Source organism: Bordetella saccharivorans, from assembly GCF_045862855.1.
GTDB classification, from domain to species: Bacteria; Pseudomonadota; Gammaproteobacteria; order Burkholderiales; family Burkholderiaceae_B; genus Bordetella_A; species Bordetella_A petrii_F.
Window position 1 is genome coordinate 3,340,564 of record NZ_BAAFZO010000001.1, and the last position, 22,683, is coordinate 3,363,246.

Below are 22,683 nucleotides of genomic sequence, written 5' to 3' on the forward strand. Positions count from 1 at the left end.
ACATGTCCCAGGCGCGGGCGCGCGGCGATGCGGGCCGATGTCAGGGTCGCACGCCCGCCTTGTGCTTGGGGCCGAGGCTGATTCTCAGCGCTCCCTGGGCGGCGCCGATGAAGCGCGCCAGGTAGCGGCGCGTTTCGCGCGGGTCGATGACGTCCTCCACGCCGAAGGCTTCGGCGGTCCGGAACGGCGAACCGAAGCGGCGCAGTTTTTCCTCGATCTCGGCCTCTTTCTGCCTGGGGTCGTCCGCCGCCTCGATTTCGCGCCGGAATGCCGCCGCGACGCCGCCTTCCACGGGCAGCGAACCCCATTCCGCGGTCGGCCAGGCGAGTTTCAGGCCGATGCCCACCTTGTCGGTGGCCGCCATGCCCGCCATGCCATAGCACTTGCGCACGACGACGGTCGCCATCGGCACCGTCGCCTGCAGGCTGACGAACACGCTGCGCATGCCGTCGCGCAGCGTGCCTTGCGCCTCGGCGTCGCGGCCCACCATGAAACCCGGGACGTCGACCAGGAAGACCAGCGGAATGTGGAAGGTATCGCACATCTCGATGAAATGCGTCTGCTTGCGCGCGCCCGCCGCGTCGATCGCGCCGCCGTAGAACATGGGATTATTGGCGATCACGCCGACTACGTACCCGTCCAGCCGGGCCAGCGCCGTGATGACGGCTTTGCCATAGCTCGGCTGGATCTCGAACACCGATTCCGCGTCGAAGATCATATTCATGACGCGGCGCATGTTGTAGGCCTTGCGCCGGTCCTGCGGCACGATCGTGGCCAGGCTCTCTTCGCGCCGGCCGGCAGGGTCGCCGGTGGTCTTGCGGGGCGGCAATTCCCACACGTTCTGGGGCATGTACGACAAAAAGCGCCGGATTTGCGCGAAACACTCCTGCTCGCTGGCGTAGGCGTCGTGAATAGTTCCTGCCACGTCGACGGCGATCTTGCTGCCGCCCAGGTCTTCCTTGTGGATCTGCTGGCCGAGCGAGCGCTTCACGACGGGAGGGCCGGCCGCGAAAACCTGGCTGTTGCCCTTGACCATCAACGACCAGTGCGCCAGGATGGCGCGGCCCGCGGGGCCGCCAGCCGCCGTGCCCATCACGGCGCACACCACGGGCACCTGGCCGAGCAGGGCGGTGGCGGTTTCAAAGCCGTGCACGCCCGGGAAGACGCTATGGCCACGCCTCTCGGCAGATGTCACGCTGCCCCCCACGCCATCGCACAGGTTGATGAGCGGAATCTTGTAGTGCAGCGCCAGGTCTTCGACAAAGCCGCCCTGTCCGCCTTTCTTGCGATCGCCGCTCCAGCTGGCGCCGCCGCGCACGGTGTAGTCCTCGCCGCCCACGGCGACCGGCCGGCCATCGATTTCGGCCAGGCCCATGACATAGGGCGCCGGCGTCAGGCCCTGCAGGCGGCCCTGCTCGTCGTAGTGGCCGGTGCCCGCCAGGCCGCCCACCTCCTGGAAGCTGGCCGCGTCGCACAGGGCGCCGATCCGTTCGCGTACCGTGAGCTTGCCGGCATTGTGGTGCCGTTCCACGGACGCCTCGCCGCCCATGCGCTGGGCGAGCTCGCGCCGCAGTTCGAGTTCTTCGATGCCGGGGGTCATGTGCTCCGATGGGGCATTCATGCCTGGTCCTCCTCGATGGTCGCCACCACCTGGCCTTCCTCCACCGCTTGGCCTTCCTCCACCAGGATGGCGCCGATCACGCCGGAAGCCGCGGCCTCGACGGGGATCTCCATTTTCATGGACTCGAGGGTGATGAGCTCATCGCCCTGGCTGATCCGCTGGCCAACCTGGCATTGGATTTTCCACACGGATCCGACGACCTCTGACTTGACTTCTACGCTCATGAGTTTTCCTTGGGGCAAATGAATGACCGGACGGGTGGCCCGTGCTATTGCGGCTGGATGTGCGCGGTCGCGCCCACCTTCTTCCACGTCGCCAGTTCGTCCTGGAAGATCTTCCCGAAATCGGCGGCGCTCAGGCTGGCCAGGGTGAGGCCGCCGCCGGCGATCAGTTTTTCCCGGACGGCCGGCTCTTTCAGCACGGCGTTGATTTCGCGGTTGAGCCGATCGGTGATGTCTTGCGGCATGTTCTTCGGCCCCATGACGCCGAAGAACAGGCTGCGGTCGTACTCGGGCACGCCGGCCTGCGCGAACGTGGGCACATCGGGGATCAGGGCCGAACGCTGCTCCCCGGTGACCGCCAGGCCGACCGCGCGGCCGCTCGATATGACGGGAGCGGCCAGCAGCAGCGTATCCATCAGCGCGTCGATCTCGCCCGCCATGAGAGCCGTGCTGGCCTGGCCGTTGCCCTTGTAGGGTACGTGCGTCATCTTGATGCCGGCATAGGAGCCGAATGCCTCCATCGACATGTGCGTGGACCCGCCCACCCCGGAGCTGCCGAAATTGACTTCACCCGGTTTTGCCTTGGCATGCTCGATGAAATCCCGCACCGTCTTGATGCCGGATTTGCCGGACACCATGAGCACCGTCGGCAGGTAGCCAATCAGCGCGACCGGCTGCAACTGGCCGGCCACCTCCGAGGCGTTCTTGTAGACGGCGGGGTTGACCGCGATGGCGCTGGAGACGGTCAGCAAGGTGTAGCCGTCCGGGGCCGCCCGCACCGTGTCCTGCGCGGCCAGCGAGCCGCCCGCGCCCACTTTGTTCTCGACCACGATGGGCTGCCCCAGGCGCCGGGCCAGGGCTTCCGACACCACGCGCGCCACGATATCCGTCGCGCTGCCGGGCGAGAAGCCAACGTACATCTTCACCGGCTTGTCGGGATAGGCCTGGGCCAGCGCCGGGGCGGCGGGATAGCAGGCAACCGCGAGGGCGGTCGTCAGGATGCGCACGCCGTTGAGCATGGTTTGTCTCCTGTTATGTAGTTGGTCGGGCCATAGTAACCAGCGTGGATAAATTAGACAACTATTTAGTAGACTAAAAAATAATAAATTTATCGTAATTGCTTTATTTTTTAGTTGTCTAAATAGTAGACTAATTGTCATGGCAGGTCGCGACGCCACCACGGCGGCGGCGTCGCCCCCTTTTCAGCCCAGGAAACCCGTATGTCCGACAGCTTTCAACCGGCGCCAGGCCGGAACGGTCCCTTGAGCGGTTATCGCGTCCTCGAGCTCGGCTCCACCGTGGCCGGTCCCTTCTGCGGCCGGCTGCTGGCCGACTTCGGCGCCGAGGTGGTCAAAGTCGAGCCGCTGGCTGGCGATCCAGTCCGCACCATGGGCAAGCAGTACGAGGACCAGTCGCTCTACGCCGCCAGCATCCTGCGCAACAAGTCGCTGGTCGCGATCGACCTGCGCTCGCCGGCAGGGCAGGACCTGGTGCGGCGCATGGCGGCCCGTTGCGACGTCGTCATCGAGAATTTCCGGCCGGGCGCACTTGAAAAGTGGAACCTTGGGTATGAGGCGCTGGCGTCCCTCAACCCGCGTCTGGTCATGGCCCGCATCAGCGGCTTCGGCCAGAATGGCCCGTACAGCCAGCGTCCCGGCTACGGCGTGATCGGCGAAGCGGTCAGCGGGCTGCGCCACGTAACCGGCGACCCGGACCGGCCGCCTTCTCGCGCGGCCGTATCGCTGACCGACTGCCTCACCGGCCTCTATGCCGCTTTCGGCATCGTGATGGCCGTGCTGGCGCGGCAAGCCACCGGCAGGGGCCAGTGCATCGACGCCGCACTGTACGAATGCGCTTTCAGCATCATGGAGCCGCATGTGCCGGCCTTCGACAAGCTCGGCGTGGTCGCGCAGCGCGCCGGCTCCAAGTTGCCGGACAGCACGCCCAACAACCTGTACCCCACGCGGGACGGCGGCTATATCCACATCACGGCCATGGCGGACGCGGTCTTCCGCCGCCTGCTGGGCGCCATGGACAGGCCCGCCCTGGCGGACGACCCCCGGTTCGCCGATGCGCGGCTGCGTGCCGCCAATGCCGACGCGCTGGACGGCCTGGTTGCCGACTGGACCGGCTCCCTTACCCTGCAGCAAGTCGAAGCCGCGCTTGCCGCGGCGGAGGTGCCGGCGACGCGCATTTTCACCATGCAGGACATCTTCAACGACGCCCACTTCAAGGCGCGCGACATGCTCGTCGACCTGCCGCACGACGACCTGGGATCGGTCCGGGTGGCCGGCGTCGTGCCCAAGCTGTCCGATACGCCGGGGGCGCTGCGCCGCGCCGGGGGCGCGGTAGGGCGCGACACCCGCCAGGTCCTGGCCGCGCTGGCGGGTTGTTCCGCGACGGAAATCGAGGCGCTGCTGGAATCGGGCGTGGTGGGCGCCGCGGCGCGCGGCACGGCAGCCGCCGCGCATTGAACCGGCGCGCAGCAGCGCATAACCAGGGAAGAGCCATGTTCCATAAAGTCATCGTCGCCAACCGCGGCGCCATCGCCAGCCGGCTTATTCGCGCATTGCGCGAAATGGGGATCCGTTCCGTCGCGGTCTATTCAGAAGCCGACGCCGGCGCCCCGTATCTCGAGCAGGCTGACGAAGCGCACCTGATCGGCCCGGCCATGGCGCGCGACAGCTACCTGAATCAGCACGCCTTTATCGAACTGGTCAAGCGCACTGGCGCCGATGCCTTGCATCCTGGCTACGGCTTCCTGGCCGAAAACGCGGAATTCGCCCGCCGCATCCAGGCCGCCGGCGCAACCTTCATCGGCCCTTCGGCGGACTGGATCGATGCGATGGGCCACAAGACCCGCGCGCGCGAGCTGGCCGCAACACACGGTTTGCCGGTGGGCAAGGGGTCGCCGATCCTGTCCGGCGACGCGGCGCAGATGCGTCAATATGCCGATGAGGTCGGCTACCCCGTGCTGATCAAGCCGGCGGCGGGCGGCGGCGGCATCGGCATGCTGGTCGCGCACGATGCGGGCGAACTGGCTGCCATGGTTGAGAAAGCCAGCACGCTGGCGATGCGCGGGTTCTCGAACGCGGAGGTATATCTCGAGCACTACCTGCAGCGCCCTCGCCATATCGAGTTCCAGCTGCTGGGCGACAGGAACGGCCGTGTACGGCATTTGTTCGACCGCGATTGCTCGCTGCAGCGGCGCCACCAGAAGATCATCGAAGAAGCCCGCGCGCCGGCGGTCGGGCGCGGCGGCATCGATGCGCTGGCCCGGCGCTTGGCGGACACCTTCTCGCGGCTCGGCTACGACAACATCGGCACGGTCGAGACGCTGATGAGCCAGGCCGGGCAATTCCATTTCCTGGAAATGAATACGCGCCTGCAGGTCGAGCATGGCGTGACGGAAGCGATCACCGGCGTCGACCTGGTGCGCGCGCAGGTCGAGAGCGCCGCCGGCATGCCGCTGGAGCGCATCCTGCCCGTCGACCTCCACGCTCGCGGCCACGCGATCGAGGCGCGCGTCTATGCCGAGGACTCGCGCCGCTTCCTGCCGTCGCCCGGCGTGCTCAAGGTGTACCGCCCGCCGCAAGGCATCCGTGTCGAAACCGGATACGCCGAAGGGCAGCAAGTCACCGCCCACTACGATCCCATGCTGGCCAAGCTGATCGCCCACGGTTCGGACCGCGCCGACGCCATCGACAAGCTGCTCGCCGCGCTGGACGAGTTCGAGATCGAGGGCGTCAAGACCAACATCGATGCCTTGCGGGTGCTGCTGAGCAACGAGGCGTTCCAGCAAGGCGACGTGCACACCGGGCTGGTGCCGGAGGTCATGGCGGGGCAGGTCGCCTAGGGCCCGTTCCCTCTAAAAGGCGCGCCGCACTGGCCGGGAATCGGGCGGCTGGCCAGCCGCGCCGGCCACGGGCCGTGCGACAATCGCGTCGCGTGCCGTTTCTTTTTCCGCCCATGTCCGATCCCGCCCCGACCGCGTCCTGCGCTTCTGTCCGAGTTGCCATCATCGGTGGCGGGCCCGCCGGCCTGATGGCGGCCGAAACCCTGGCGCGCCAAGGCATACGGGCCGACGTCTACGATGGCATGCCGTCGGTGGGGCGCAAGTTCCTCCTGGCCGGCCGTGGCGGATTGAACCTGACCCATGGCGAGCCGGCCGAGCGCTTCAGGCAGCGCTATGGCGGGCGCAGCACGGCGGTGGCCGCATGGCTGGGCCGCCTGGATGCCCAGGGCCTGCGCGACTGGGCGCATGGGCTGGGCATCGACACGTTCATCGGCTCGTCGGGTCGGGTGTTTCCCAGCGAAATGAAGGCCGCGCCGCTCCTGCGCGCCTGGCTGGCGCGGCTGCGCGCCGCAGGCGTGCGTTTTCACATGCGGCATCGCTGGAGCGGCTGGGCCGCCGGCGCGGCAGCCGGGCCGCAGGCACTGCATTTCGATACGCCGCAAGGCCCGCTGGCCGTGCGCGCCGAAGCGGCCATCCTGGCGCTGGGCGGCGCCAGCTGGGCCCGGCTTGGGTCGGACGGCGCATGGGTGGCTGCCTTGCAGGCGTACGGCATGGAGGTGGCGCCGCTGCGCCCGGCCAACTGCGGCTTCGAGGCGGACTGGAGCGTGCATTTGCGCCAGCGCTGCGCCGGCATGCCGGTCAAGTCGGTCGCCATGGCGCTGGATAACGCCGGCGCGCCCGGCGCGTGGCGGCGCGGCGAATTCGTGCTCACCGAATCGGGCATCGAAGGCAGCCTGGTCTACGCCTTGTCGGCCGGCCTGCGCGACGCCATCGGCGCGCATGGCGCCACGTTCGCCTGGATCGACCTGCTGCCCGACCTGTCGGCGCAGCGGGTCCTTGCGCAGGTCGCGCATCCGCGCGGCGCGCGCTCCATGTCCAGCCATCTGCAGAGCCGGCTCGGGCTCAAGGGAGTCAAGGCCGCGCTGCTGCGCGAATGCGCGGGCGCGCCGGCCTGGCAGGACCCGGCGCTGCTGGCTCGTCGCATCAAGGCGCTGCCGCTGCGCTTATTGCGCGCCCGTCCGATAGACGAGGCGATCAGCAGCGCGGGCGGGGTGCGGCTGGAAGCCCTCGACCAGGCGCTGATGGCACAAGCCATGCCCGGCGTTTTCTGCGCTGGCGAAATGCTGGACTGGGAAGCGCCCACGGGGGGGTATCTGCTGACGGCCTGCATGGCCAGCGGCGTGGTGGCGGCCGAAGGAGTGGCGGCGCTGCTCGGGCGCTGACCTGCGGGCTGGCAGCCGCCCAGAGGAAATCCATGCTTGCGGGCCGGCAGCCGCCGGCTTTCATAGGCGGCCGGGCGCCACCGGGCGGGACTGCCGCATCGACGGTCCCGCCTGCCTGGCGGCATGCTAGCGGTTGGCCTGCAACAGGCTTGCCAGCTCTGCTGTCGACATGACGTCCGCGTATTTGCTTGCCATGTCGAACAGGTTCACCGCGTGCGATACCTGCGAGCGGTCGTAGACAGCGTCCTGCGGCACCACGACCTTGTAGTTCAAGGCGCAGGCGTCGACCACGGTGGCCCTCACGCACCCGCTGGTGGTGCATCCGGTGACGACCAGCGTATCGACCCCCAGGCCGACCAGGTAGCTGGCAAGCGCGGTGCCATGGAAGGCGCTGGCCTGGTACTTCGGAATCTGGATATCGCCCGCCTGCGGCGCCACTTCCTTGACAAAGTCGTAATCCGCCGCGGACACGCTCATGACCCCGGGAACCTTGGCTTCGAACTGGCCGCGATCATGCGACAGCTTGGGCGCGACATGCGGGTAGATCACGGGCGCGCCGATTTTCCGAAATTCATCCAATAGCCGGGCGATGTGCGGTACGGCGCGCCAGCCATACTCGCCGCAGCTCGTCGGCATTGTCTCGATCGCTCGCCCAATCGGCATGGGCTCGTAGCCCATGGACCGGTATTGCACATCGATGACCAGCAGCGCGGGGCGCCGGCCGATTCCCGTGGGGGCGCCCCAGCCTGCCTTGCGGTAGATGTCGAGTTCCTCGTCAGGGATGACTCCATCCCAGGGCCGCGCACGTTGTCCCTGAATCTGAGCCATGGCGCTATATCTCCGCGGAGGTGGCGTCATACTGGAGCAGCCAGTCGTAGCGTTCCCGGACCGCCTGCGCGGACCAATGCTCATGAATATAGGGCCAGGCGGTTTCACTTTCCGCCAGGTCCGGGCTATGGAAAACTTCAAACATTTTCAGCGATTCCGATTTGGTGCGATTGGCGCGTTCGATGCGGGCGCGGTCGTAGCGTTGCAGTGCTTGCGGGATATCGGCCAGGCCTTGTTCCAGGCACCTGGCAAGAACGAAGGCGTCTTCCATCGTCAAGTTGACCCCCATCCCCAGATATGGCGTCATGGAATGGCATGCATCTCCCACCAGCGTCACCTGGCCCTTCGACCAGGCGTCGAGCGGGTCGCGGACGAACAGTCCCCAGCGGAACAAGTTTTCAGAGGCGATGAACAGGTCGATGATGTCCTGGTGCCAGCCGGCGAAGTCCCTGAGCGCGTCGGCCAGGTCGCCTTTCTCGGACCATGATTCGGTATGCCATTCTTCACTGTCGACCTGCGCCGAAAAGCTGACGAACATTTCGCCATTGCGCTGGACCGGGTAGGTCGTGACGTGGGCGGTCGGGCCTACCCAGGTCGAGGCCAGGGCTTCGCGGTGCTGCGGCTTGAGCTTGGCCATGGGCGCGAGGCCGCGCCAGGCCAGGGCGCCCGTATAGCGGGCGGGCGCCGGCCCGAATAGTGACTGCCGCACTCTCGAATGCGCGCCGTCGCAGCCGACCACCACGTCGCCCTCGACATGGCGGCCGCCGTCGAGCAGCAATCGGGCCCGCCCGTCGACCGTTGCCGCGCCAATTGAGCGTGCCCCGAAATGCACGGCATCCGGCTTCATCTTGATGACGGCTTCGTACAGCACCCGCTGCAGCTCCGCGCGCAGCACCTGTATCAGCGTGTGATCCGCCTGCGAGGCGTCGGCCCCGCGGTTATAGACAGACTTGCCCTCGCCGGTCTTCCAGTATCGGATAAGCCGGTCCTTGGGCGGCAGGTTGATATGCGCGAGCGTATCGGCCAGGCCAAGAGCCGACATGACGCGGGCCCCGTTGGCCGAAATCCACAGCCCCGCGCCCACCTCGCGGAGCTCCGGCGACTGTTCATAGACATCAACGTCGAATCCCTTCTTGAGCAGGGCCAGGGCGAGCGTCAGCCCGCCCATTCCGGCGCCCGCGACGAGCACATGTTTTCGCGGAGGGGTACTTTGCGAATCAGACATCGGTTCCTCTACCTATTGATAGTTCGATGGGTTGTGGACGAGGTCCATGACGGCCTCGAGAATCTTCACGTAACCAGTACATCTGCAAATGTTGCCCCGCAGATAGTGGCGCACTGTCTCCTCGGACGGTTTTTCATATCGTTCCAGCATCGCCTTCACCGCCAGGATCATCCCGGGCGTGCAGAACCCGCATTGCAGCGCGCCGTGGGCAATGAACGCGCGCTGGACGGGATCCAGCCGTTTCCCTTGCGCCAGTCCCTCGATAGTCGTGACTTCGCGGCCATGCGCATCGGCGCACAGCGTCGTGCAACTGGAGGTGGGATTTCCGTCCACCAGAACAGTGCACGCGCCGCAGACCTGCACATCGCAGGATCGCTTGGTCCCCGTCAGCTGCAGCCGCTCGCGGAGCACATCAATCAACATTTCGCACGGTTCGATGTCAACGGCGGTCGGGCTGCCATTGAGCTTGAAATCGACGCGCATCATGGGAAATTCGTAGTTGGTCTGACTCATGGCATGCATGCTTTGAGAGCCCGCTCGGCAAGAACGGAGACGAGATGGCGCTTGTAATCGGCTCCACCGTGGAGGTCGTCATGGGCCTCGATGCTCGCGGCGTCTGCCGCCACCGCGTGGCGAAGGCGGTCCCATGTTGCTTCACTGCCAAGGCCGGCGGGGAGCCCAGCCGCGAGCTCCTCCGCACGTTCCAGGCGCGCCGGTCTGGCAGAAATCGCGCCGGCCCAGAGGCTCAAGCGCTGCGGGTTGTCGGTCGACCAGACCGCGGCCACTCCTACGGCCGGTCGTTCGGTATGCCCGAAAGCCCGGTAGGCAGAGCGCGTGCCCGCCGACTGGGGGGCGATATCTATCGAGGCGAGGATCTCGTCGTCGGCGCGAGCCGTTGTAAATTCGCCGAGATGGAAATCCCTGGATGGGATTTCGCGTCGTCCGTCCGGGCCTGCCAGGACGACCCAGGCGTCCAGCGCGCACAGCATGGTGGGCGCATCGGCGTGCGGTTCCCCGAAGCACAGTACGCCGCCCAGTGTGCCGGCGATCCGGACCCGGATGTTCGCCACCTGCTCGCTCAGTTCGGCATACCCGGGCAGGCAGTCGCGCACAATGGGATCGTTGGCAATACGGTCGTGCGTGGTCAACGCCCCGATGCTTATGGTGTCGTCGCTGTTCAGCCGTACGCCCTTGAGTTCGCCGATCTGCTTGAGATCGATCACATGTTCGTACCGCAAGACATGGGCCTTCAATGCCACCAGAAGCTCGGTTCCGCCGGCATGAAAGGTGGCCGCGTCGCCATGCTTCTGCTTGAGCGCAATGGCCTCGTCAAGGCTGGTCGGCCGGTGCAGGAAGAATCTCTTGGCGCGCATCAGGCACCCCGCTTTCCCAGGCTCGCGGCGACGCCGAGCAGGGGAGCGGCCAGCCACCACCAGGGTGACTGGCCGAACGCCACCGCGCCGTGCGCGACGCCGATCGCCACGGCCACGTTGATGCCCAGTCTCGGCCAGAGCAGGACCAGCTCCGTGGCGCCAGTGCTGGAGGGGCGGGCGGCCGGCGCGTCATGGCGCGGGTTCCGCGGGGCCGGTGCGGGAGGCCGGGGCGTCCCGGCGGGCACAAGGGGCTCGGCGGCAGGCGGCACGGCCGCTTGCTCTTCCGCGTCCGGGGAAGCAGATTGCGGCAGCGCGGGCCTGGCGCCACCCACGTTCGAGAGTTCCGCCCGCAAGCGCTGTTCGAACTCGGCGAAGAGCTGTTCCGAACGTTTTCGGACAATCGGATACCCGAGCGAGGCGAGACGGCCGGCGACTTGCATCGTGGCGCTGACATCAAGCTTGCACAAGACGCGTTCGCCGTCTCGCTGTTCGTCGAGATTGACAACCATGCCCACATCGATCGTGGTGCCCGTAGCCTTGTCGCTGCCAGCGGCTTTCAGCGAGACCTGCCGCTCGGGATCGTACGAGTCGATGTCGATGCGGGTGGGGACCTCCAGCTTGAAAGGCCCGATCTTCTGCCGCATGACCGCGGAGAACTCTTTGAGTTTCTCCACCTCGACGACGTTCTCGCAACCCGGGATGAGAGCGGCCACCCGCTTTACATCGAAGAAAATGGCCCACAATTGCGAAGCAGTGGCCGGTAGTAGTGCATCGATTCTGAAGTCCATGGCGTCGGCGTTATTTCTCGGTTAGTTTCTTGTCCCGCAGCGCGCGCCAGACGCGCTCCGGGGTGAGCGGCAATTCTTTCAACCTGATTCCCCACCCTTGGAAAAGGGCGTTGGCCACGGCAGGGGCCGCGGGCAGGATCGCTCCTTCGCCGCCGCCGCGCGCGCCGAAAGGCCCGGGCCCGTCGCCGCTCTCTATCAATGCAGTCCCGACGTGGTCCGGGACGTCTTCCATCGTCGGCACCTTGTAATCAAAGAGCGTCCCGTTGACGACCTGGCCATCCTGGTAGATGTATTCCTCTGACAGCGTGTGGCCTAGCGCCATGACCATGGCCCCTTCGTCCTGGCCCTCGGCGGCCTTCGGGTTGATTACATGGCCCAGGTCGGCCGCGCCGCCCGCCCTCAAGACCCTGATGGCGCCGGTTCCTTCGTCCAGGGTGATCTCGAATGCGCCGGCGCCCGTTTCCCAGAACAGCGGCTGCTGTTTGAAGCTGCCGTTGTTCGTGTTCGGGTTGACGCGCCCCACGCCGAGGAATTCCCCGGCGGCCATGCCGTTGAAGCGTCGCAACAGCTCGATCAGGGCGATCGATTCTTGCGGCCCCTGTACCGCGTTTTCCACCAGCTGATAGTCGTCCGCCTGCCCGCCCAACACCTGGGCGGCCGTGTCGCGAACTTGGCGGACAATGTCCTCGCAGGCCAGCTGCACTGCCAGGCCGATGATGACGGTCGAGCGGCTGGCTCCCGTACCCCAGTCATAGGGAGCCTGCAGGGTATCGGGCTCGGCGACTGCCACCATCTTCAACGGCTGATTCAGGGTTCGGGCGGCGACGATGCGGAGCACCCCGCGGCTGCCCTGGCCGATCTCGACGGTATTGGCCGACACGCTGACCGAGCCGTCCGCCCTCAGGCGCACGATGGCGCCGCCGACCGGCATGATGCCGGGGTCCGTCGCGCCGACCGCGACGCCGAGCCCCCGGCGTCCTGCGCAGCGGGGTTCGGGCAAGTTGTCGAGCGTCTCGAGCGCCGCGCGCAATGAGCGTCGCATATCGACATCGATCGGCCTCAGGTCATGCTTGATCGCCTGTCCTTTTTCCGCCAGGTTGAGCATCCTGAACTCGACCGGGTCATAGCCCATGGCATCGGCGATGATGTCCATCTGCGACTCGGTGGCCCATACCGCCTGCGGGCCGCCGATGGAGCGGAATGCGGCGCCCGGCACGGTGTTCGTATAAACGCCGATGGCCTCGAGACGCAGGTTCGGTATGTGATAGGGCCCGATGGCACGGATCGCCGCCTTGACCGCAATCGCCGGCCCGGTGTCGGCGTAGGCTCCGCCATTCAGCGTGGCGCGGATGGATTTCGCAACGATCCTGCCGCTTGGGGCCACGGCGGTCTTGAGCGTCACTTCCGCGTCCAGGCGCCGGCACGTCAGCATGGATTCGGTGCTTGTCAGGCAGATCCGGACAGGCGCGCGCGCCTTCCACGACAGCGCCGCCACCAGGGGGTCGATCTTTACCGAGGCCTTGCCGCCGAATCCGCCGCCGACGTAGGGCGAATGGACCCGAACGCAAGCCAACGGCACGCCCAGCATTTCCGAACAGACACGCTGGATAGCGGTGGGAGTCTGGCCGCCGCTCCATATCTCCAGCGAACCCGGTTTCCAATGCGCAATGCAGACGTGCGGTTCCATTGCATAGTGGAAGACCATCGGAAAGGTGAACGTGTCTTCAAAGACCCGGACGTCGCCCTGGAAGGCGCCCTCGACATCGCCATTTTCATAGGCCCATTGCTGGAACTTGTTGGTGCCTTCCACCGGCGTGCAGTGGCCCCTGAAGTAATAGTCCTTGAGGACCTCCATATCCTCATGGACCAATGGGGCTCCCTCGGCGAGCGCTTCCTGGGCGGTGGTGGCATGCGCAAGCGCCTCGTAGCTGACCGCGATGGCCTCGACGGCTTCTTCCGCGGTCGCTTCATCGACCGCGGCCACCGCGGCGACCGGATCGCCCACGTAGCGCACTTTTTCCAGGGCAATGATCGGACGGTCGCGTAGCGATAGCCCCCACCGGATATCGGCGCCCGGCAAGTCATGCAGGTCGTCGCCGGTCAGAATGGCGACAACGCCTGGAATGGCGAGGGCCGCGCTCACGTCAATCTTGGCGATGCGGGCATGCGGCACGGTGCTGCGCAGGATTTTCCCGTGCAGCATGTTCGGTATCGTTACGTCGCTCGCGTAGATTGCCGCGCCCGTGACCTTTTCCAGATAGTCAGAGCGGGGCTCCGCGCGGAGTGAAAACTGGGGCTTGGAGTGCATGGCAAGACCTGGGCGTTAGTCTTCGAGCGAGATCTTCGAGCGCGCAATGACGTCTTTCCACAAAGCCGTTTCAGCCGCCTGGCGCTTCACGACTTCCGCGGGCGTGCTGGAGGCCGGCTCGACGCCGACCACGGCAAGCCGTTCCTTGACTTCCGCCGACGCCATCGTTTTGGCGATTTGCGGCACGACTCGGTCGACGACGTCCTGGGGAATGCCCTTGGGCGCGTACAGCGCGAACCACGTGACCACGTCGAAGCCGGGCAATACGGTTTCGGCCAGGGTCGGGACGTCCGGCAGGGCCTCGGACCGCTTCGCGGTAGTGACGGCCAGGGCCTTCAGCTTGCCGGACTTGATGTATGCCAATACCGCCGGCCCTTGTTCGATCGCCATGACGACGCGTCCCGCGATCAGGTCGACGACCATGGGGCCGCTCCCCTTGTATTGCACCGGGAACAGATCGACGCCGGCGCGCTGCTTGAAGAGCTCCATGAACACGTGCTGCGAGGTGCCGGCTCCGGCCGAACCGTAGCCATACTTGCCCGGATCCCGTTTGAGATACGCAATCAGTTCCTGGATGGAATTGACGGGCAACGTGGCCGGCACGACGACGTACGACGGATTGAAGCCGAGAATCGAGATCGGCTCGATCTTCTGGTAGACGCCGTCCATGCGTTTGCTGAGCAGGGGCAGCACGGAGAACATCGAAGAGGCGCCGATGAGCATGGTGTAGCCATCCGGCGCCATGCGCGCGGCATAGTCCGCTCCAATGATCCCCGAAGCGCCGGCGCGGTTCTCTACGACGACGGGCTGGCCCAATTCGTCCAGGCCCGCGGCGATCGAGCGCGCGTACAGGTCCGTGGCCCCGCCTGGGGGGTACGGGGCGATGAGCGTGATGGGCTTGTCCGGAAAGGAGCCCGCGTGGGCGGCGCCCACCAGGCAAAGACCGCCACAGGCCAGGCTCGCAAAAAACCGCTTCCAGCTTACGTTACGCATTGTTAATACCCCTGGAAAGTTATAGGGACACAGCAGCACGGGCGTGTGATGCGCATCCGTTCTGTTGAAGGGAACTCTATTCTGCAGAGCGGTACGATACAATGTCAACTAGGACATGCACTAGACTGAGCCAACAAATGTCGGAAGCACCGGATAGCGACGCAAAGGCTGGCGGCGTTGCCGCTGTAGAGCGGGCGATTGCGATACTCAACGCCTTCCGCGCAGGCGATAGTTCTTTATCGCTCAACGAAATCGCGCGCAGGACCAAGATGTACAAGAGCACCATCCTCCGGCTCTTGGCTACGCTGGTACAGGAACACTGCATCGTGCGGCTGGACGACGGCAGCTATCAGCTGGGCTCGATGCTGCTGCACTGGGGCGGGCTTTATCAGTCGGCTTTGCGGCTGGACGACCATGTGCCGCCGATTCTGCGCCGGCTCGTGCAAGAGACCGAGGAGGGCGCGTCGTTTTTCACACGCGAGGGCAATCACCGTGTCTGCCTGTTCCGGGTAGACTCGCCCAGGTCTATCCGGGACCACATCCGGACCGGGGATCTCGTCCCCCTCGATAAAGGAGCGGCAGGCCGGATCCTGATTGCATTCGACCCGGCAATGACTCCTCCGCCAGAGGCGCCGGCGCAGCCCTACATCATTACGATTGGCGAACGGGAGCCGGATATCGCCGCAATCGCCGCTCCCGTGTTCGGCCCGCAAAGGAACTTGCGCGGGGCGCTGGCCATTTCCGGGCCGGCGGCCCGGTTCTCTTCCGAGTTGATTCCCGCGATGGCCACGCGCCTACTATCGGCGGCGGCCGACCTGACGCGTCGGCTGGGCGGGGACGCCACGATATTCGACAATTGGCATTCGACGGACCGGCCGGCCGCATAGGCTGACGCGGCCGGCCAGGGGCGTGGGGCCGGTCGTTCAGGCGTGCCGATCGACCCGCATGGCGGGGTGGATCACGTCACCGTCTTTCAGGATCTGCGTGCCATCCAGCCAAAGGCTGCAGCGGCGCATCGGCAAATCCAGGTGGCAGGCCGTATCGTTGTCGCCCCCTACCTCGAGATTCGGTCCCAGCGAGAAAAGCACATTGCCATAGAAGGCCAGCGCGTTCATCACGTGTTCCGCCGGCAACTGGCGCGTGACCGAAAATTGGTACCAGCGCGCTTTTTCATTGAGGCCCCAGCCAATGTGCGAAATCGCATATGCCCGGTCATCGCTGAAGCTCTTGATATAGCTATCGATCAGTTGCGCGTCTACGCCCGCGCCTGATATGTCCACGACGTTGCCATCCCTTATTTTCAGGGTCACCGGCGACTCGACGTATTTCTTGAACGCGCACAGGATATCGCCCGGCTGCAGCACGACCGCGCCATTGACGCCGCCGTCATTGCCTTGCGTGAAGGCAAAGCCCGACGGGAAATGATCCCAGCGGCCGGGCTCGTAGGTATAGCCGTATTCCGAAATAACGGGGTATTGGCCCAGCTGGTATGTAACGTCCGTGCCGGCATCAGAAGTGAACCGTAGTTCGCGTGCCTGCTCAAGCATGCCCTTGGCATATTCGACGCGTCGCCGCAGGTCTTCGGTGGGGAACATCTGCTTCAGGACATGGAAAGGCTCCATCACGCGAAGAATGCGCGCGCCGGCGGCCTGGATCTCCGCCTGTTCGCGCGAGAACAAGAGCCCGACCATATCGATGACCATGTCCGCCGACTTCAGCGTCTGCATGGCGAGTTCATTGCCGACAAGCGGGTGCCGTCCCTGCACGCCCACCGCGTTCTGTTGGCCGCGGCGGACATTCAGGTTGAAGGTGGTGGCCCCCAGGCCCTGGGCGGCGGCCATGAAGGCGTTTGCGTTCTCTTGCCATTCATCATCGGCAGTCAATACCACAACGGCTTCCCCGGGCTTGACGCCGCAGAGTCTCAGCTCTTTCGTGAACAGATCCAGCGCTTCCGCATCCAGTTTCAATTGCCGCTCCTCTCCATGGTCTGGCGATGGCGGGCAAGAATGCCGCCCAACGCCTGCTTGAATGCTTCAAAGTTCTCAGCCTGCATCTGGTGGCCCACGCCGGGCAGCCGGACGATGGACATATCGTTGCGCAATTGGCGCATTTCCGCGACATCTGCTTCGGAAACGACCCCGCCTTCGCCCGCGCAAAGCAGCGAAACAGGCTCTTTCGTTTGCGCGAGATCGGCGAAAAGATCTTCGTTATGAAAATCATCGTAGGTGACGTGCACGGCGCGCTCATCGCAAGTCGGCAGCCATTCCGCCCGCAGTTGCTGCAGTTCGTCCGGCCATGGCGCCGTTCCGCGCGGCATTGACCCAAGCGCTTCGCCGCGATGGGCTGCCCGCAAGAGATTCAGGGTTCGTGTCTTTGGCACCGGGTAGGCCCTGCGGCCCGGGCCGCTGGTGGGGGGGTCGACCAGCACGAGCGCTTCGATGAGCCCGGGCGCCAGCGTGGCGGCGCGCAGCGCGATTCTTCCGCCCATGGAATGGCCCACCACGATCGGCTTGGCCAGGCCGGCCTTCTCGATGAACGCAGCCACGTCGCGGGCGCAGGCCCCTACGCTGTAATCGACATGCGGACCGCTTTCGGAAAGCCCGCGTCCTCTTGCATCGAGAATGTGGCAGTCGAATTTTTCAGATAGCCATTGCCCGACATGTCGCCAGAGAATCGCCGGGCTGACGATGCCCGGGATGATCAGCACGCTTTGGCCAGGCCCGGCAAAATGCAAATAATGCAGGCGAATGCCGTTTACGCGGAGATGCGCTCCTTTCCCTGGGGTCACTTCGTTTCCTTGTCGGCCGATGGCTGCCGGTTATGGGGCATCTCTTTGTCTATGCTGCGCAGCCGGGCTGCCCGGACAAAGAGGGTGGTGCGTCAAACAGAATTTAATTCTATCAGGAAGAATTTATGGGTCAATCCAGATATTCCGGGATAGAGACGGTGGCGAGATGGGAGGAGGCCGCGGATATGCCAGGAGCCGGCCTCCTGCGGGACAAGCCCCGATGTGTCCCCAGAAAAACGTAAAGCGGCGGATGGCCGCATGGCGAGAGCGCCGCCGGCCCCTGGAACGCATCCTGCCCGCCACGATCCATGCCCGCGGCCGTGCCATCGAGGCGCGCGTGCATGCCCGTGCCGGCGGCCGCGCCTATTGGGGCATGGCCAGGAAACTGCGCAACTCGGCCGTGCGGGGCGCCGAGAATATCGCCTCCGGCGGCCCCTCCTCGTGTACGCAGCCCTGGTGCATAAACACGACACGGTCGCTGACCTTGCGGGCAAAGTTCATTTCATGCGTGACGATGATGAGCGTCGCGCCCTCGCGAGCCAACTGCTCGATGACCTGCAGCACCTCGCCCACCAGTTCCGGATCGAGCGCGGAAGTCATTTCGTCGCACAACAGTACTTCCGGTTCCATGGCCAGCGCCCGCGCGATCGCCACGCGCTGCTGCTGTCCGCCGGAAAGCTGGTGGGGCGCGGCGTCGAACTTGCCGCCGAGGCCGACGCGCTCCAGCAGGCGCCCGGCCAGCGCGCGGCAATCGTCGCGGCTGCGTCGCCGCACGAGATGGGGCGCCAGCATGATGTTCTCGCCGGCCGTCATGGACGGGAAAAGATTGAACTGCTGGAATATCATGCCGACCTTCTGGCGCAGCTCGCGCAGCGCGGCATTGTCGGCCGTTTCGACGCGCTGGCCGCCCACGGCGATCTCGCCCTGGTCGAATGTCTCGAGGCCGTTGATGCAGCGTAGCAGCGTGCTCTTGCCCGAGCCGCTCTTGCCGATGATGCAGACCACCTCGCTGCGCGCGACCTGAAGGTCTATGCCCTTGAGCACCTCGTTGGCGCCGAAGCGCTTGTGCAGTCCGCGGATGCTGACCAGGGGAGTGCTGCCACGATCGTTCTTCATGCGTTCATCCTCAATACTGAATGCGTGTGCGTTTTTCCAGCCAGCCACCCAGCAACGAGCACGGGAAGCAGAGCGCGAAATAGAACAGGGCGACCAGCCCGTACACCAGGAACGGATTGAAGGTCACATTGGCGATCATCTGGCCGGCGCGTGTCAGTTCCACGAAGCCGACCACCGACGCCAGCGACGTGTTCTTGATGATCTGCACCAGCAGGCCCACGGTCGGCGGAATCGACAGGCGCACCGTCTGCGGGAAGATCACATAGCGCAACTGTTCGCGGAATGTCAGGGCCAGGCTGGCGGACGCTTCCCACTGCCCCTTGGGAATGGACTCGACGCAGCCGCGCCAAGTGTCGGTCAGGTAGGCGCTGGCGTAGAGAACCAGGCACAGCGTGGCCGCGACCATGGGCGAGGTCTCGATGCCCAGCAGCGCCAGGCCGAAGTACGCGAGGAATAGCTGCATCAACAGGGGGGTGCCCTGGAAGATCTGCACATAGGCCGCCACGGGCCGGGCGAAGACGGCCGGGCGGGCCAGGCGCAGCACCAGCATCAAGAGCCCGATCGCCGCGCCGCCGGTGAATGCGATGGCCGACAGCGCCAGCGTCCAGGGGATCGCCTGCAGCAGGTTGCGGACGATGTCCCACAAGGTGAACTGGATCATCGGGCGCCTCCCGTCGGCGCGCAACCGAACAGCCAGCGGGGCCCCAGCCATTGCAGGAAATGGCGGAAGCAGATGGACAACAGCAAATACAGCGCGGTGACCGCGATGTACGACTCGAAACGCAGGAAGGTCTGGCTGGCGACCAGGTTCGCCGCATACGACAGCTCTTCCGTCGAGATGAGGCTGCAGATGGCGGTGGCCAGCATGATGATCACCAGTTGGCTGATCAGGGCGGGCCAGACGCGCGACAGCGCCGGCGGCAATATCACCCGCGTGAACGTGTGCCATCGGTTCAGCCCCAGCGATTGCGCGGCTTCGAGCTGGCCGCGCGGCGTGGCCTGGATCCCGGCACGGACGATCTCGCAGGCGTAGGCGCCGAGGTTGATGGTCAGCGCCGCGATGGCGGCCGGAAAGCTGGCCAGCTTCAGGCCCGTGGCGGGCAGCCCGAAATAGATGAAGAAGATCTGCACGATGAACGGCGTGTTGCGAAAGAACTCGACATAGCAGACCACGGCCGCGCGCAGCGGGCCGGACGCGTAGACGCGCAGCCAAGCGGCGGCGATGCCCAGCAGTGTGCCCAGCGAGCAGGAGAACAGAGTCAACAGGGCGGTCAGGCCGAGTCCTGTCAGGAAGGCCGGCCAGGCGGCCAGTACGCCGGTGAAGTCAAGCATGGTCATTCCCCTTTTTTTAGGTGGCTGTCCGTGGCGCGCCTGGCGATGCGGCCGGCGCCAGGGCGTCCAGCAGCGCCTGCACCGGCCGGGCGCTGTCCAGTTCATGTATGGTCCCGAGCGCCGCGGCCGCGCGCGCCGCGCCGATGACCGGCCCGGCGCACTCCAGGAATTTACGGTCCATCTGCGCATCGTCCAGCGGCGTGTCGGCGCTGCCGATTGCCTTGGCGCGATACGCGCTGAGCACGCGGCCATCGCGCAGTTCAAGGCGCACGCTGGCGCCTTCGGGGGCCGCCGCGGCGCGTCCGGGCTCCCGCCATGCGGGTCCGCTGACCATACTGACGCGCTGCATCAGGGTGCCCAGCCCGGGATCGGCGAGCCGTCCCGGCTCGAGCGCCTCCAGCCCCCAGTCCGGGTCGCGCAGTGTCATGGCCACGGCGAACTGCATGCTGAAGCGGGCCTCGGCCGGTGAGCGCGGTCGCGCGTGCCGCAGGTTCGACACCACGATGGGGGGTACGTCGCATATCACTCGCGCCACTTCGCCGGCGCGCAGCCGGTGGCGGGCGGCCAGCTCGCGCACGGCGTCCACCGCCGCGTGCGACGAGAGGCAGACCGGGATGCGCTTGGTGTCCACGCCCGGCTGCTCCAGGTACCATCGCGTGCCGAGGCGGCTCAGCGCCTCGTCATCGAAGATTCCCTCGTTGAGGCAGGCCACGAAACCATGCGGGTCCTCGAACGGCCGCCGCGGGCCGCTCGCTCCGGCAGCGGCCAGCAGCGCGCACAGCACCCCGGCCTCGGCCGCGCGGCCTGCCATCAAGGGCTTGGTGTCGGAGCCGAAACACGATTTGGTGCCCGAGGCCATGGCGACCGCCAGGGCCAGCGCGTGATGGGTGCGGGCCACACCCAGCCCGGCGATGCGGGCCGCGGCGATCGCCGCGCCGATCGGTCCCAGCACGCCGGTCGTCCACCAGCCCCGCTCGTACAGGCGGCCCCGGGTGGCGGCGCCCACGGCGTATTCGCACTCGGCGCCCGCCACGTATGCCGTGACGGCGCGCGATCCTGTCGCGCATGCAGCCTGCGCGCAGGCCAGCAGCGCCGGCACGATGATCGCCGAACCATGCACGAAGCCGGCGTAGCAATTGTCGTCGAAGTCCAGCGCGTGGGCCGCAGTGGCATTGGCGAACGCGGCCGCGCGCGGGCTGTATCCGCCGGCCGCGCCCAGCACGGTCGCGGGGCCGTGGTCGGCATGGCCGCACAGCGTTCGCGCCGCGCGCGCCGGGCCCGACGTGCTGCCCGCCAGGGCTACGCCCAGGGTGTCCTGGACACAGGACACGGCCCTGCGCCGCACGGCGGGCGGCACGTCCGAATCCGTTAGCCTGCACGCCCAGCGCGCCAGGCGCATGCTGGCGGTTCCGGTCTTGCGGTCCACGCTGTTCCCCTTGTTTCGCGGGCGCGCGCGGCAACGCCCGCGGCGTTGTCCGTCGCCGTCGTCCGCGCGGCGCCGCCGCGTGGCGGCCTACTCCGGCAGCTCGCCCGCCGGCGCACCCATCCAGCGCTTGGAGAGCGCGTCGAGCTTGCCTTCCTGCTTGGCCTGGCGAATGATCTCGTTGATCTTGGCCAGGAGCCGGGGCTGTCCTTTGCGCACGCCGATATAGCATGGCGCGTTGGCCAGCACGACCTTCAACTCTAGATCCAGGTCCGGGTCGCGCTGTGTCAGGGTGGCGGCCACGGGGGTGCCGCTGGCGAACATTTCCGCCTGCCCCGACAGGAAGGCCGAGATCGTGCTGTTGTTGTCCTCGTAGCGCTTGATGGTGGCCTTGGGCGCCAGGTCCTGCAATTCCTGGTCCTGCATGGAGCCGCGTGTCACCGCGATGAGTTTGCCGGCCAGGTCGTCGTAGGTCTTGGCGGGGTCGGCCTTGGCGCCGAACACGGCGTCGAAGAACGGCGCGTAGGCGATGCTGAAGTCGATCACCTTGGCGCGCTCGGGCGTCTTGCCCAGCGAGGAAATCGTCAGGTCGGTCTTGCCGGTCTGCAGATAGGGAATGCGATTGGGCGCCGTGACCGGCACCAGGTCGGCCTTCACGCCCAGCTTGTCGGCGATCAGCCGGGCCATGTCCACGTCCAGGCCTTGTGGCTTCATGTCGGGCCCGACGAACCCGAAGGGCGGATAGTCGGTCGGTATGGCCACGCGGATGCTGCCACGCGCCAGGATATCGTCGAGCGCGTCCGCCGCGTGGGCCGAGGGGATCATGGCTATCGTCCATGCGCTCAAGGTCCCGAGGATCCATGTCTTGATATGCATATCACATCCTTACGAAAGTGTTGCTGTTGTCGTTCGGCGCGGCTGCGCCGCTATGGTCTCCCCGGTTTCCCCCTGAGGATGACATCAAGATTTCCGCCGGAACTCTGCGGTTCCGGTCCGGCCAGCGGCCGTGTCAGTCGGGAATCACGGCCGTCGCGTCGATTTCGACCAGGTACTCGGTGCGGGCGAACGCGCTGATCACCAGGCCGGTGGACACGGGATGGACGCCCTTGAGCCACTTGCCGACGACACGATAGACGGCTTCGCGGTAGCGCGGGTCCGTGATGTATATCGTGAGCTTGCAGATGTGGCTCAGCTGGCTGCCGGCCTCCTTCAGCAGCATGTCGATGTTCTTCATGGCCTGTTCGGCCTGCCCGGCGGGATCGCCGATGCAGACGCATTCGGAAGTATCGAGGTCCTGGCCGATCTGGCCGCGCAGGAAGACGGTGGTGCCGCGCGCTACTACCGCCTGGCACAGGTCGTTGTCGAGTTGCTGTTCCGGATAGGTGTCGCGCGTATTGAACTTGCGGATGCGGGTATGTGCCATGGTTCG

The 22,683-nt window shown here is 66.1% G+C and carries 22 protein-coding genes; 4 read left to right on the top strand and 18 right to left on the bottom strand.

Annotation, left to right across the window (positions count from 1 at the left end):
* Nucleotides 1-40: 40 nt before the first annotated feature.
* The 3 genes from ACKTT0_RS16000 to ACKTT0_RS16010 are packed head-to-tail and all read right to left on the bottom strand — an operon-like array spanning nucleotide 41 to nucleotide 2,861.
* Nucleotides 41-1,621: an acyl-CoA carboxylase subunit beta gene (locus ACKTT0_RS16000; protein ID WP_407850812.1), complete on the bottom strand. Its 1,581-nt coding sequence runs from the start codon at nucleotides 1,619-1,621 to the stop codon at nucleotides 41-43.
* A complete protein-coding gene (locus tag ACKTT0_RS16005; protein ID WP_407850813.1) occupies nucleotides 1,618-1,845 on the bottom strand; it encodes a biotin/lipoyl-binding carrier protein in 228 nt (75 codons plus the stop codon). Before ACKTT0_RS16005 ends, ACKTT0_RS16000 begins: the two co-directional genes overlap by 4 nt.
* Nucleotides 1,846-1,889: 44 nt before the next feature.
* Nucleotides 1,890-2,861, bottom strand: coding sequence for a Bug family tripartite tricarboxylate transporter substrate binding protein (locus ACKTT0_RS16010; RefSeq protein WP_407850814.1), 972 nt, complete (start codon nucleotides 2,859-2,861; stop codon nucleotides 1,890-1,892).
* A gap of 243 nt (nucleotides 2,862-3,104) precedes the next feature.
* Here ACKTT0_RS16010 and ACKTT0_RS16015 point away from each other — a divergent pair, with 243 nt between their 5' ends.
* The 3 genes from ACKTT0_RS16015 to ACKTT0_RS16025 all read left to right on the top strand — a co-directional run bounded on the left by ACKTT0_RS16015 (nucleotide 3,105) and on the right by ACKTT0_RS16025 (nucleotide 7,080).
* Nucleotides 3,105-4,316, top strand: a complete 1,212-nt coding sequence (locus ACKTT0_RS16015; protein ID WP_407850815.1) for a CaiB/BaiF CoA transferase family protein — start codon at nucleotides 3,105-3,107, stop codon at nucleotides 4,314-4,316.
* 35 nt (nucleotides 4,317-4,351) lie between these two features.
* Nucleotides 4,352-5,698, top strand: coding sequence for an acetyl-CoA carboxylase biotin carboxylase subunit (locus ACKTT0_RS16020; protein ID WP_407850816.1), 1,347 nt, complete (start codon nucleotides 4,352-4,354; stop codon nucleotides 5,696-5,698).
* Between the two features lie 113 nt (nucleotides 5,699-5,811).
* Entirely contained in the window at nucleotides 5,812-7,080 is a 1,269-nt protein-coding gene (locus ACKTT0_RS16025) for a TIGR03862 family flavoprotein (RefSeq protein WP_407850817.1), read from the top strand.
* A 126-nt stretch (nucleotides 7,081-7,206) separates the two neighbouring features.
* Here ACKTT0_RS16025 and ACKTT0_RS16030 read toward each other — a convergent pair whose 3' ends face one another.
* Genes ACKTT0_RS16030 through ACKTT0_RS16060 form a run of 7 tightly spaced genes read right to left on the bottom strand, consistent with a single transcriptional unit; the run spans nucleotide 7,207 to nucleotide 14,595 of the window.
* Nucleotides 7,207-7,908: an isochorismatase family protein gene (locus ACKTT0_RS16030; RefSeq protein WP_407850818.1), complete on the bottom strand. Its 702-nt coding sequence runs from the start codon at nucleotides 7,906-7,908 to the stop codon at nucleotides 7,207-7,209.
* Nucleotides 7,909-7,912: 4 nt separating this feature from the next.
* Complete coding sequence (locus tag ACKTT0_RS16035; protein ID WP_407850819.1) at nucleotides 7,913-9,133, bottom strand: FAD-dependent monooxygenase; 1,221 nt, start codon at nucleotides 9,131-9,133, stop codon at nucleotides 7,913-7,915.
* A gap of 12 nt (nucleotides 9,134-9,145) precedes the next feature.
* The gene (locus ACKTT0_RS16040; RefSeq protein WP_407850820.1) at nucleotides 9,146-9,646 is read right to left on the bottom strand and encodes a (2Fe-2S)-binding protein; all 501 of its coding nucleotides are present in this window, start codon (nucleotides 9,644-9,646) and stop codon (nucleotides 9,146-9,148) included.
* Complete coding sequence (locus ACKTT0_RS16045; RefSeq protein WP_407850821.1) at nucleotides 9,643-10,506, bottom strand: FAD binding domain-containing protein; 864 nt, start codon at nucleotides 10,504-10,506, stop codon at nucleotides 9,643-9,645. Before ACKTT0_RS16045 ends, ACKTT0_RS16040 begins: the two co-directional genes overlap by 4 nt.
* A complete protein-coding gene (locus ACKTT0_RS16050; RefSeq protein ID WP_407850822.1) occupies nucleotides 10,506-11,294 on the bottom strand; it encodes an SRPBCC family protein in 789 nt (262 codons plus the stop codon). Before ACKTT0_RS16050 ends, ACKTT0_RS16045 begins: the two co-directional genes overlap by 1 nt.
* 10 nt (nucleotides 11,295-11,304) lie before the next feature.
* The gene (locus ACKTT0_RS16055) at nucleotides 11,305-13,602 is read right to left on the bottom strand and encodes a xanthine dehydrogenase family protein molybdopterin-binding subunit (RefSeq protein ID WP_407850823.1); all 2,298 of its coding nucleotides are present in this window, start codon (nucleotides 13,600-13,602) and stop codon (nucleotides 11,305-11,307) included.
* Between the two features lie 15 nt (nucleotides 13,603-13,617).
* Entirely contained in the window at nucleotides 13,618-14,595 is a 978-nt protein-coding gene (locus ACKTT0_RS16060) for a Bug family tripartite tricarboxylate transporter substrate binding protein (RefSeq protein WP_407850824.1), read from the bottom strand.
* A 137-nt stretch (nucleotides 14,596-14,732) separates the two neighbouring features.
* Here ACKTT0_RS16060 and ACKTT0_RS16065 point away from each other — a divergent pair, with 137 nt between their 5' ends.
* On the top strand, nucleotides 14,733-15,482 hold the full coding sequence (locus ACKTT0_RS16065) for an IclR family transcriptional regulator (RefSeq protein ID WP_407850825.1): 750 nt from the start codon (nucleotides 14,733-14,735) through the stop codon (nucleotides 15,480-15,482).
* A 36-nt stretch (nucleotides 15,483-15,518) separates the two neighbouring features.
* On the opposite strand, the gene ACKTT0_RS16070 is transcribed toward ACKTT0_RS16065, so the two are convergent.
* From ACKTT0_RS16070 to ACKTT0_RS16105, 8 genes are all read right to left on the bottom strand, one after another.
* Entirely contained in the window at nucleotides 15,519-16,562 is a 1,044-nt protein-coding gene (locus tag ACKTT0_RS16070) for a 2,5-dihydroxypyridine 5,6-dioxygenase NicX family protein (RefSeq protein ID WP_407850826.1), read from the bottom strand.
* Complete coding sequence (locus tag ACKTT0_RS16075; protein ID WP_407850827.1) at nucleotides 16,559-17,302, bottom strand: alpha/beta fold hydrolase; 744 nt, start codon at nucleotides 17,300-17,302, stop codon at nucleotides 16,559-16,561. The genes ACKTT0_RS16070 and ACKTT0_RS16075 overlap by 4 nt, the downstream gene beginning before the upstream one ends.
* Before the next feature lie 444 nt (nucleotides 17,303-17,746).
* The gene (locus tag ACKTT0_RS16080) at nucleotides 17,747-18,499 is read right to left on the bottom strand and encodes an amino acid ABC transporter ATP-binding protein (RefSeq protein WP_407850828.1); all 753 of its coding nucleotides are present in this window, start codon (nucleotides 18,497-18,499) and stop codon (nucleotides 17,747-17,749) included.
* A 10-nt stretch (nucleotides 18,500-18,509) separates the two neighbouring features.
* Nucleotides 18,510-19,160 carry an amino acid ABC transporter permease gene (locus ACKTT0_RS16085; RefSeq protein ID WP_407850829.1) on the bottom strand — a complete coding sequence of 217 codons (651 nt, stop codon included), beginning with the start codon at nucleotides 19,158-19,160 and terminating at the stop codon, nucleotides 18,510-18,512.
* The gene (locus tag ACKTT0_RS16090) at nucleotides 19,157-19,831 is read right to left on the bottom strand and encodes an amino acid ABC transporter permease (RefSeq protein WP_407850830.1); all 675 of its coding nucleotides are present in this window, start codon (nucleotides 19,829-19,831) and stop codon (nucleotides 19,157-19,159) included. Before ACKTT0_RS16090 ends, ACKTT0_RS16085 begins: the two co-directional genes overlap by 4 nt.
* Nucleotides 19,832-19,847: 16 nt before the next feature.
* A complete protein-coding gene (locus ACKTT0_RS16095; RefSeq protein ID WP_407850831.1) occupies nucleotides 19,848-21,257 on the bottom strand; it encodes an MmgE/PrpD family protein in 1,410 nt (469 codons plus the stop codon).
* Between the two features lie 87 nt (nucleotides 21,258-21,344).
* A complete protein-coding gene (locus ACKTT0_RS16100) occupies nucleotides 21,345-22,130 on the bottom strand; it encodes a transporter substrate-binding domain-containing protein (protein ID WP_407850832.1) in 786 nt (261 codons plus the stop codon).
* A gap of 133 nt (nucleotides 22,131-22,263) precedes the next feature.
* On the bottom strand, nucleotides 22,264-22,677 hold the full coding sequence (locus ACKTT0_RS16105; protein WP_407850833.1) for a RidA family protein: 414 nt from the start codon (nucleotides 22,675-22,677) through the stop codon (nucleotides 22,264-22,266).
* Nucleotides 22,678-22,683 lie beyond the last annotated feature (6 nt).

Excerpts from the sequence above, each read along its gene's own strand:
- ACKTT0_RS16000 (WP_407850812.1), bottom strand. The coding sequence starts at position 1,621 with ATGAATGCCCCATCGGAGCACATGACCCCCGGCATCGAAGAACTCGAA.
- ACKTT0_RS16005 (WP_407850813.1), bottom strand. The coding sequence starts at position 1,845 with ATGAGCGTAGAAGTCAAGTCAGAGGTCGTCGGATCCGTGTGGAAAATC.
- ACKTT0_RS16010 (WP_407850814.1), bottom strand. The coding sequence starts at position 2,861 with ATGCTCAACGGCGTGCGCATCCTGACGACCGCCCTCGCGGTTGCCTGC.
- ACKTT0_RS16020 (WP_407850816.1), top strand. The coding sequence starts at position 4,352 with ATGTTCCATAAAGTCATCGTCGCCAACCGCGGCGCCATCGCCAGCCGG.
- ACKTT0_RS16025 (WP_407850817.1), top strand. The coding sequence starts at position 5,812 with ATGTCCGATCCCGCCCCGACCGCGTCCTGCGCTTCTGTCCGAGTTGCC.
- ACKTT0_RS16030 (WP_407850818.1), bottom strand. The coding sequence starts at position 7,908 with ATGGCTCAGATTCAGGGACAACGTGCGCGGCCCTGGGATGGAGTCATC.
- ACKTT0_RS16035 (WP_407850819.1), bottom strand. The coding sequence starts at position 9,133 with ATGTCTGATTCGCAAAGTACCCCTCCGCGAAAACATGTGCTCGTCGCG.
- ACKTT0_RS16040 (WP_407850820.1), bottom strand. The coding sequence starts at position 9,646 with ATGAGTCAGACCAACTACGAATTTCCCATGATGCGCGTCGATTTCAAG.
- ACKTT0_RS16045 (WP_407850821.1), bottom strand. The coding sequence starts at position 10,506 with ATGCGCGCCAAGAGATTCTTCCTGCACCGGCCGACCAGCCTTGACGAG.
- ACKTT0_RS16050 (WP_407850822.1), bottom strand. The coding sequence starts at position 11,294 with ATGGACTTCAGAATCGATGCACTACTACCGGCCACTGCTTCGCAATTG.
- ACKTT0_RS16055 (WP_407850823.1), bottom strand. The coding sequence starts at position 13,602 with ATGCACTCCAAGCCCCAGTTTTCACTCCGCGCGGAGCCCCGCTCTGAC.
- ACKTT0_RS16060 (WP_407850824.1), bottom strand. The coding sequence starts at position 14,595 with ATGCGTAACGTAAGCTGGAAGCGGTTTTTTGCGAGCCTGGCCTGTGGC.
- ACKTT0_RS16065 (WP_407850825.1), top strand. The coding sequence starts at position 14,733 with ATGTCGGAAGCACCGGATAGCGACGCAAAGGCTGGCGGCGTTGCCGCT.
- ACKTT0_RS16080 (WP_407850828.1), bottom strand. The coding sequence starts at position 18,499 with ATGAAGAACGATCGTGGCAGCACTCCCCTGGTCAGCATCCGCGGACTG.
- ACKTT0_RS16085 (WP_407850829.1), bottom strand. The coding sequence starts at position 19,160 with ATGATCCAGTTCACCTTGTGGGACATCGTCCGCAACCTGCTGCAGGCG.
- ACKTT0_RS16090 (WP_407850830.1), bottom strand. The coding sequence starts at position 19,831 with ATGCTTGACTTCACCGGCGTACTGGCCGCCTGGCCGGCCTTCCTGACA.
- ACKTT0_RS16100 (WP_407850832.1), bottom strand. The coding sequence starts at position 22,130 with ATGCATATCAAGACATGGATCCTCGGGACCTTGAGCGCATGGACGATA.
- ACKTT0_RS16105 (WP_407850833.1), bottom strand. The coding sequence starts at position 22,677 with ATGGCACATACCCGCATCCGCAAGTTCAATACGCGCGACACCTATCCG.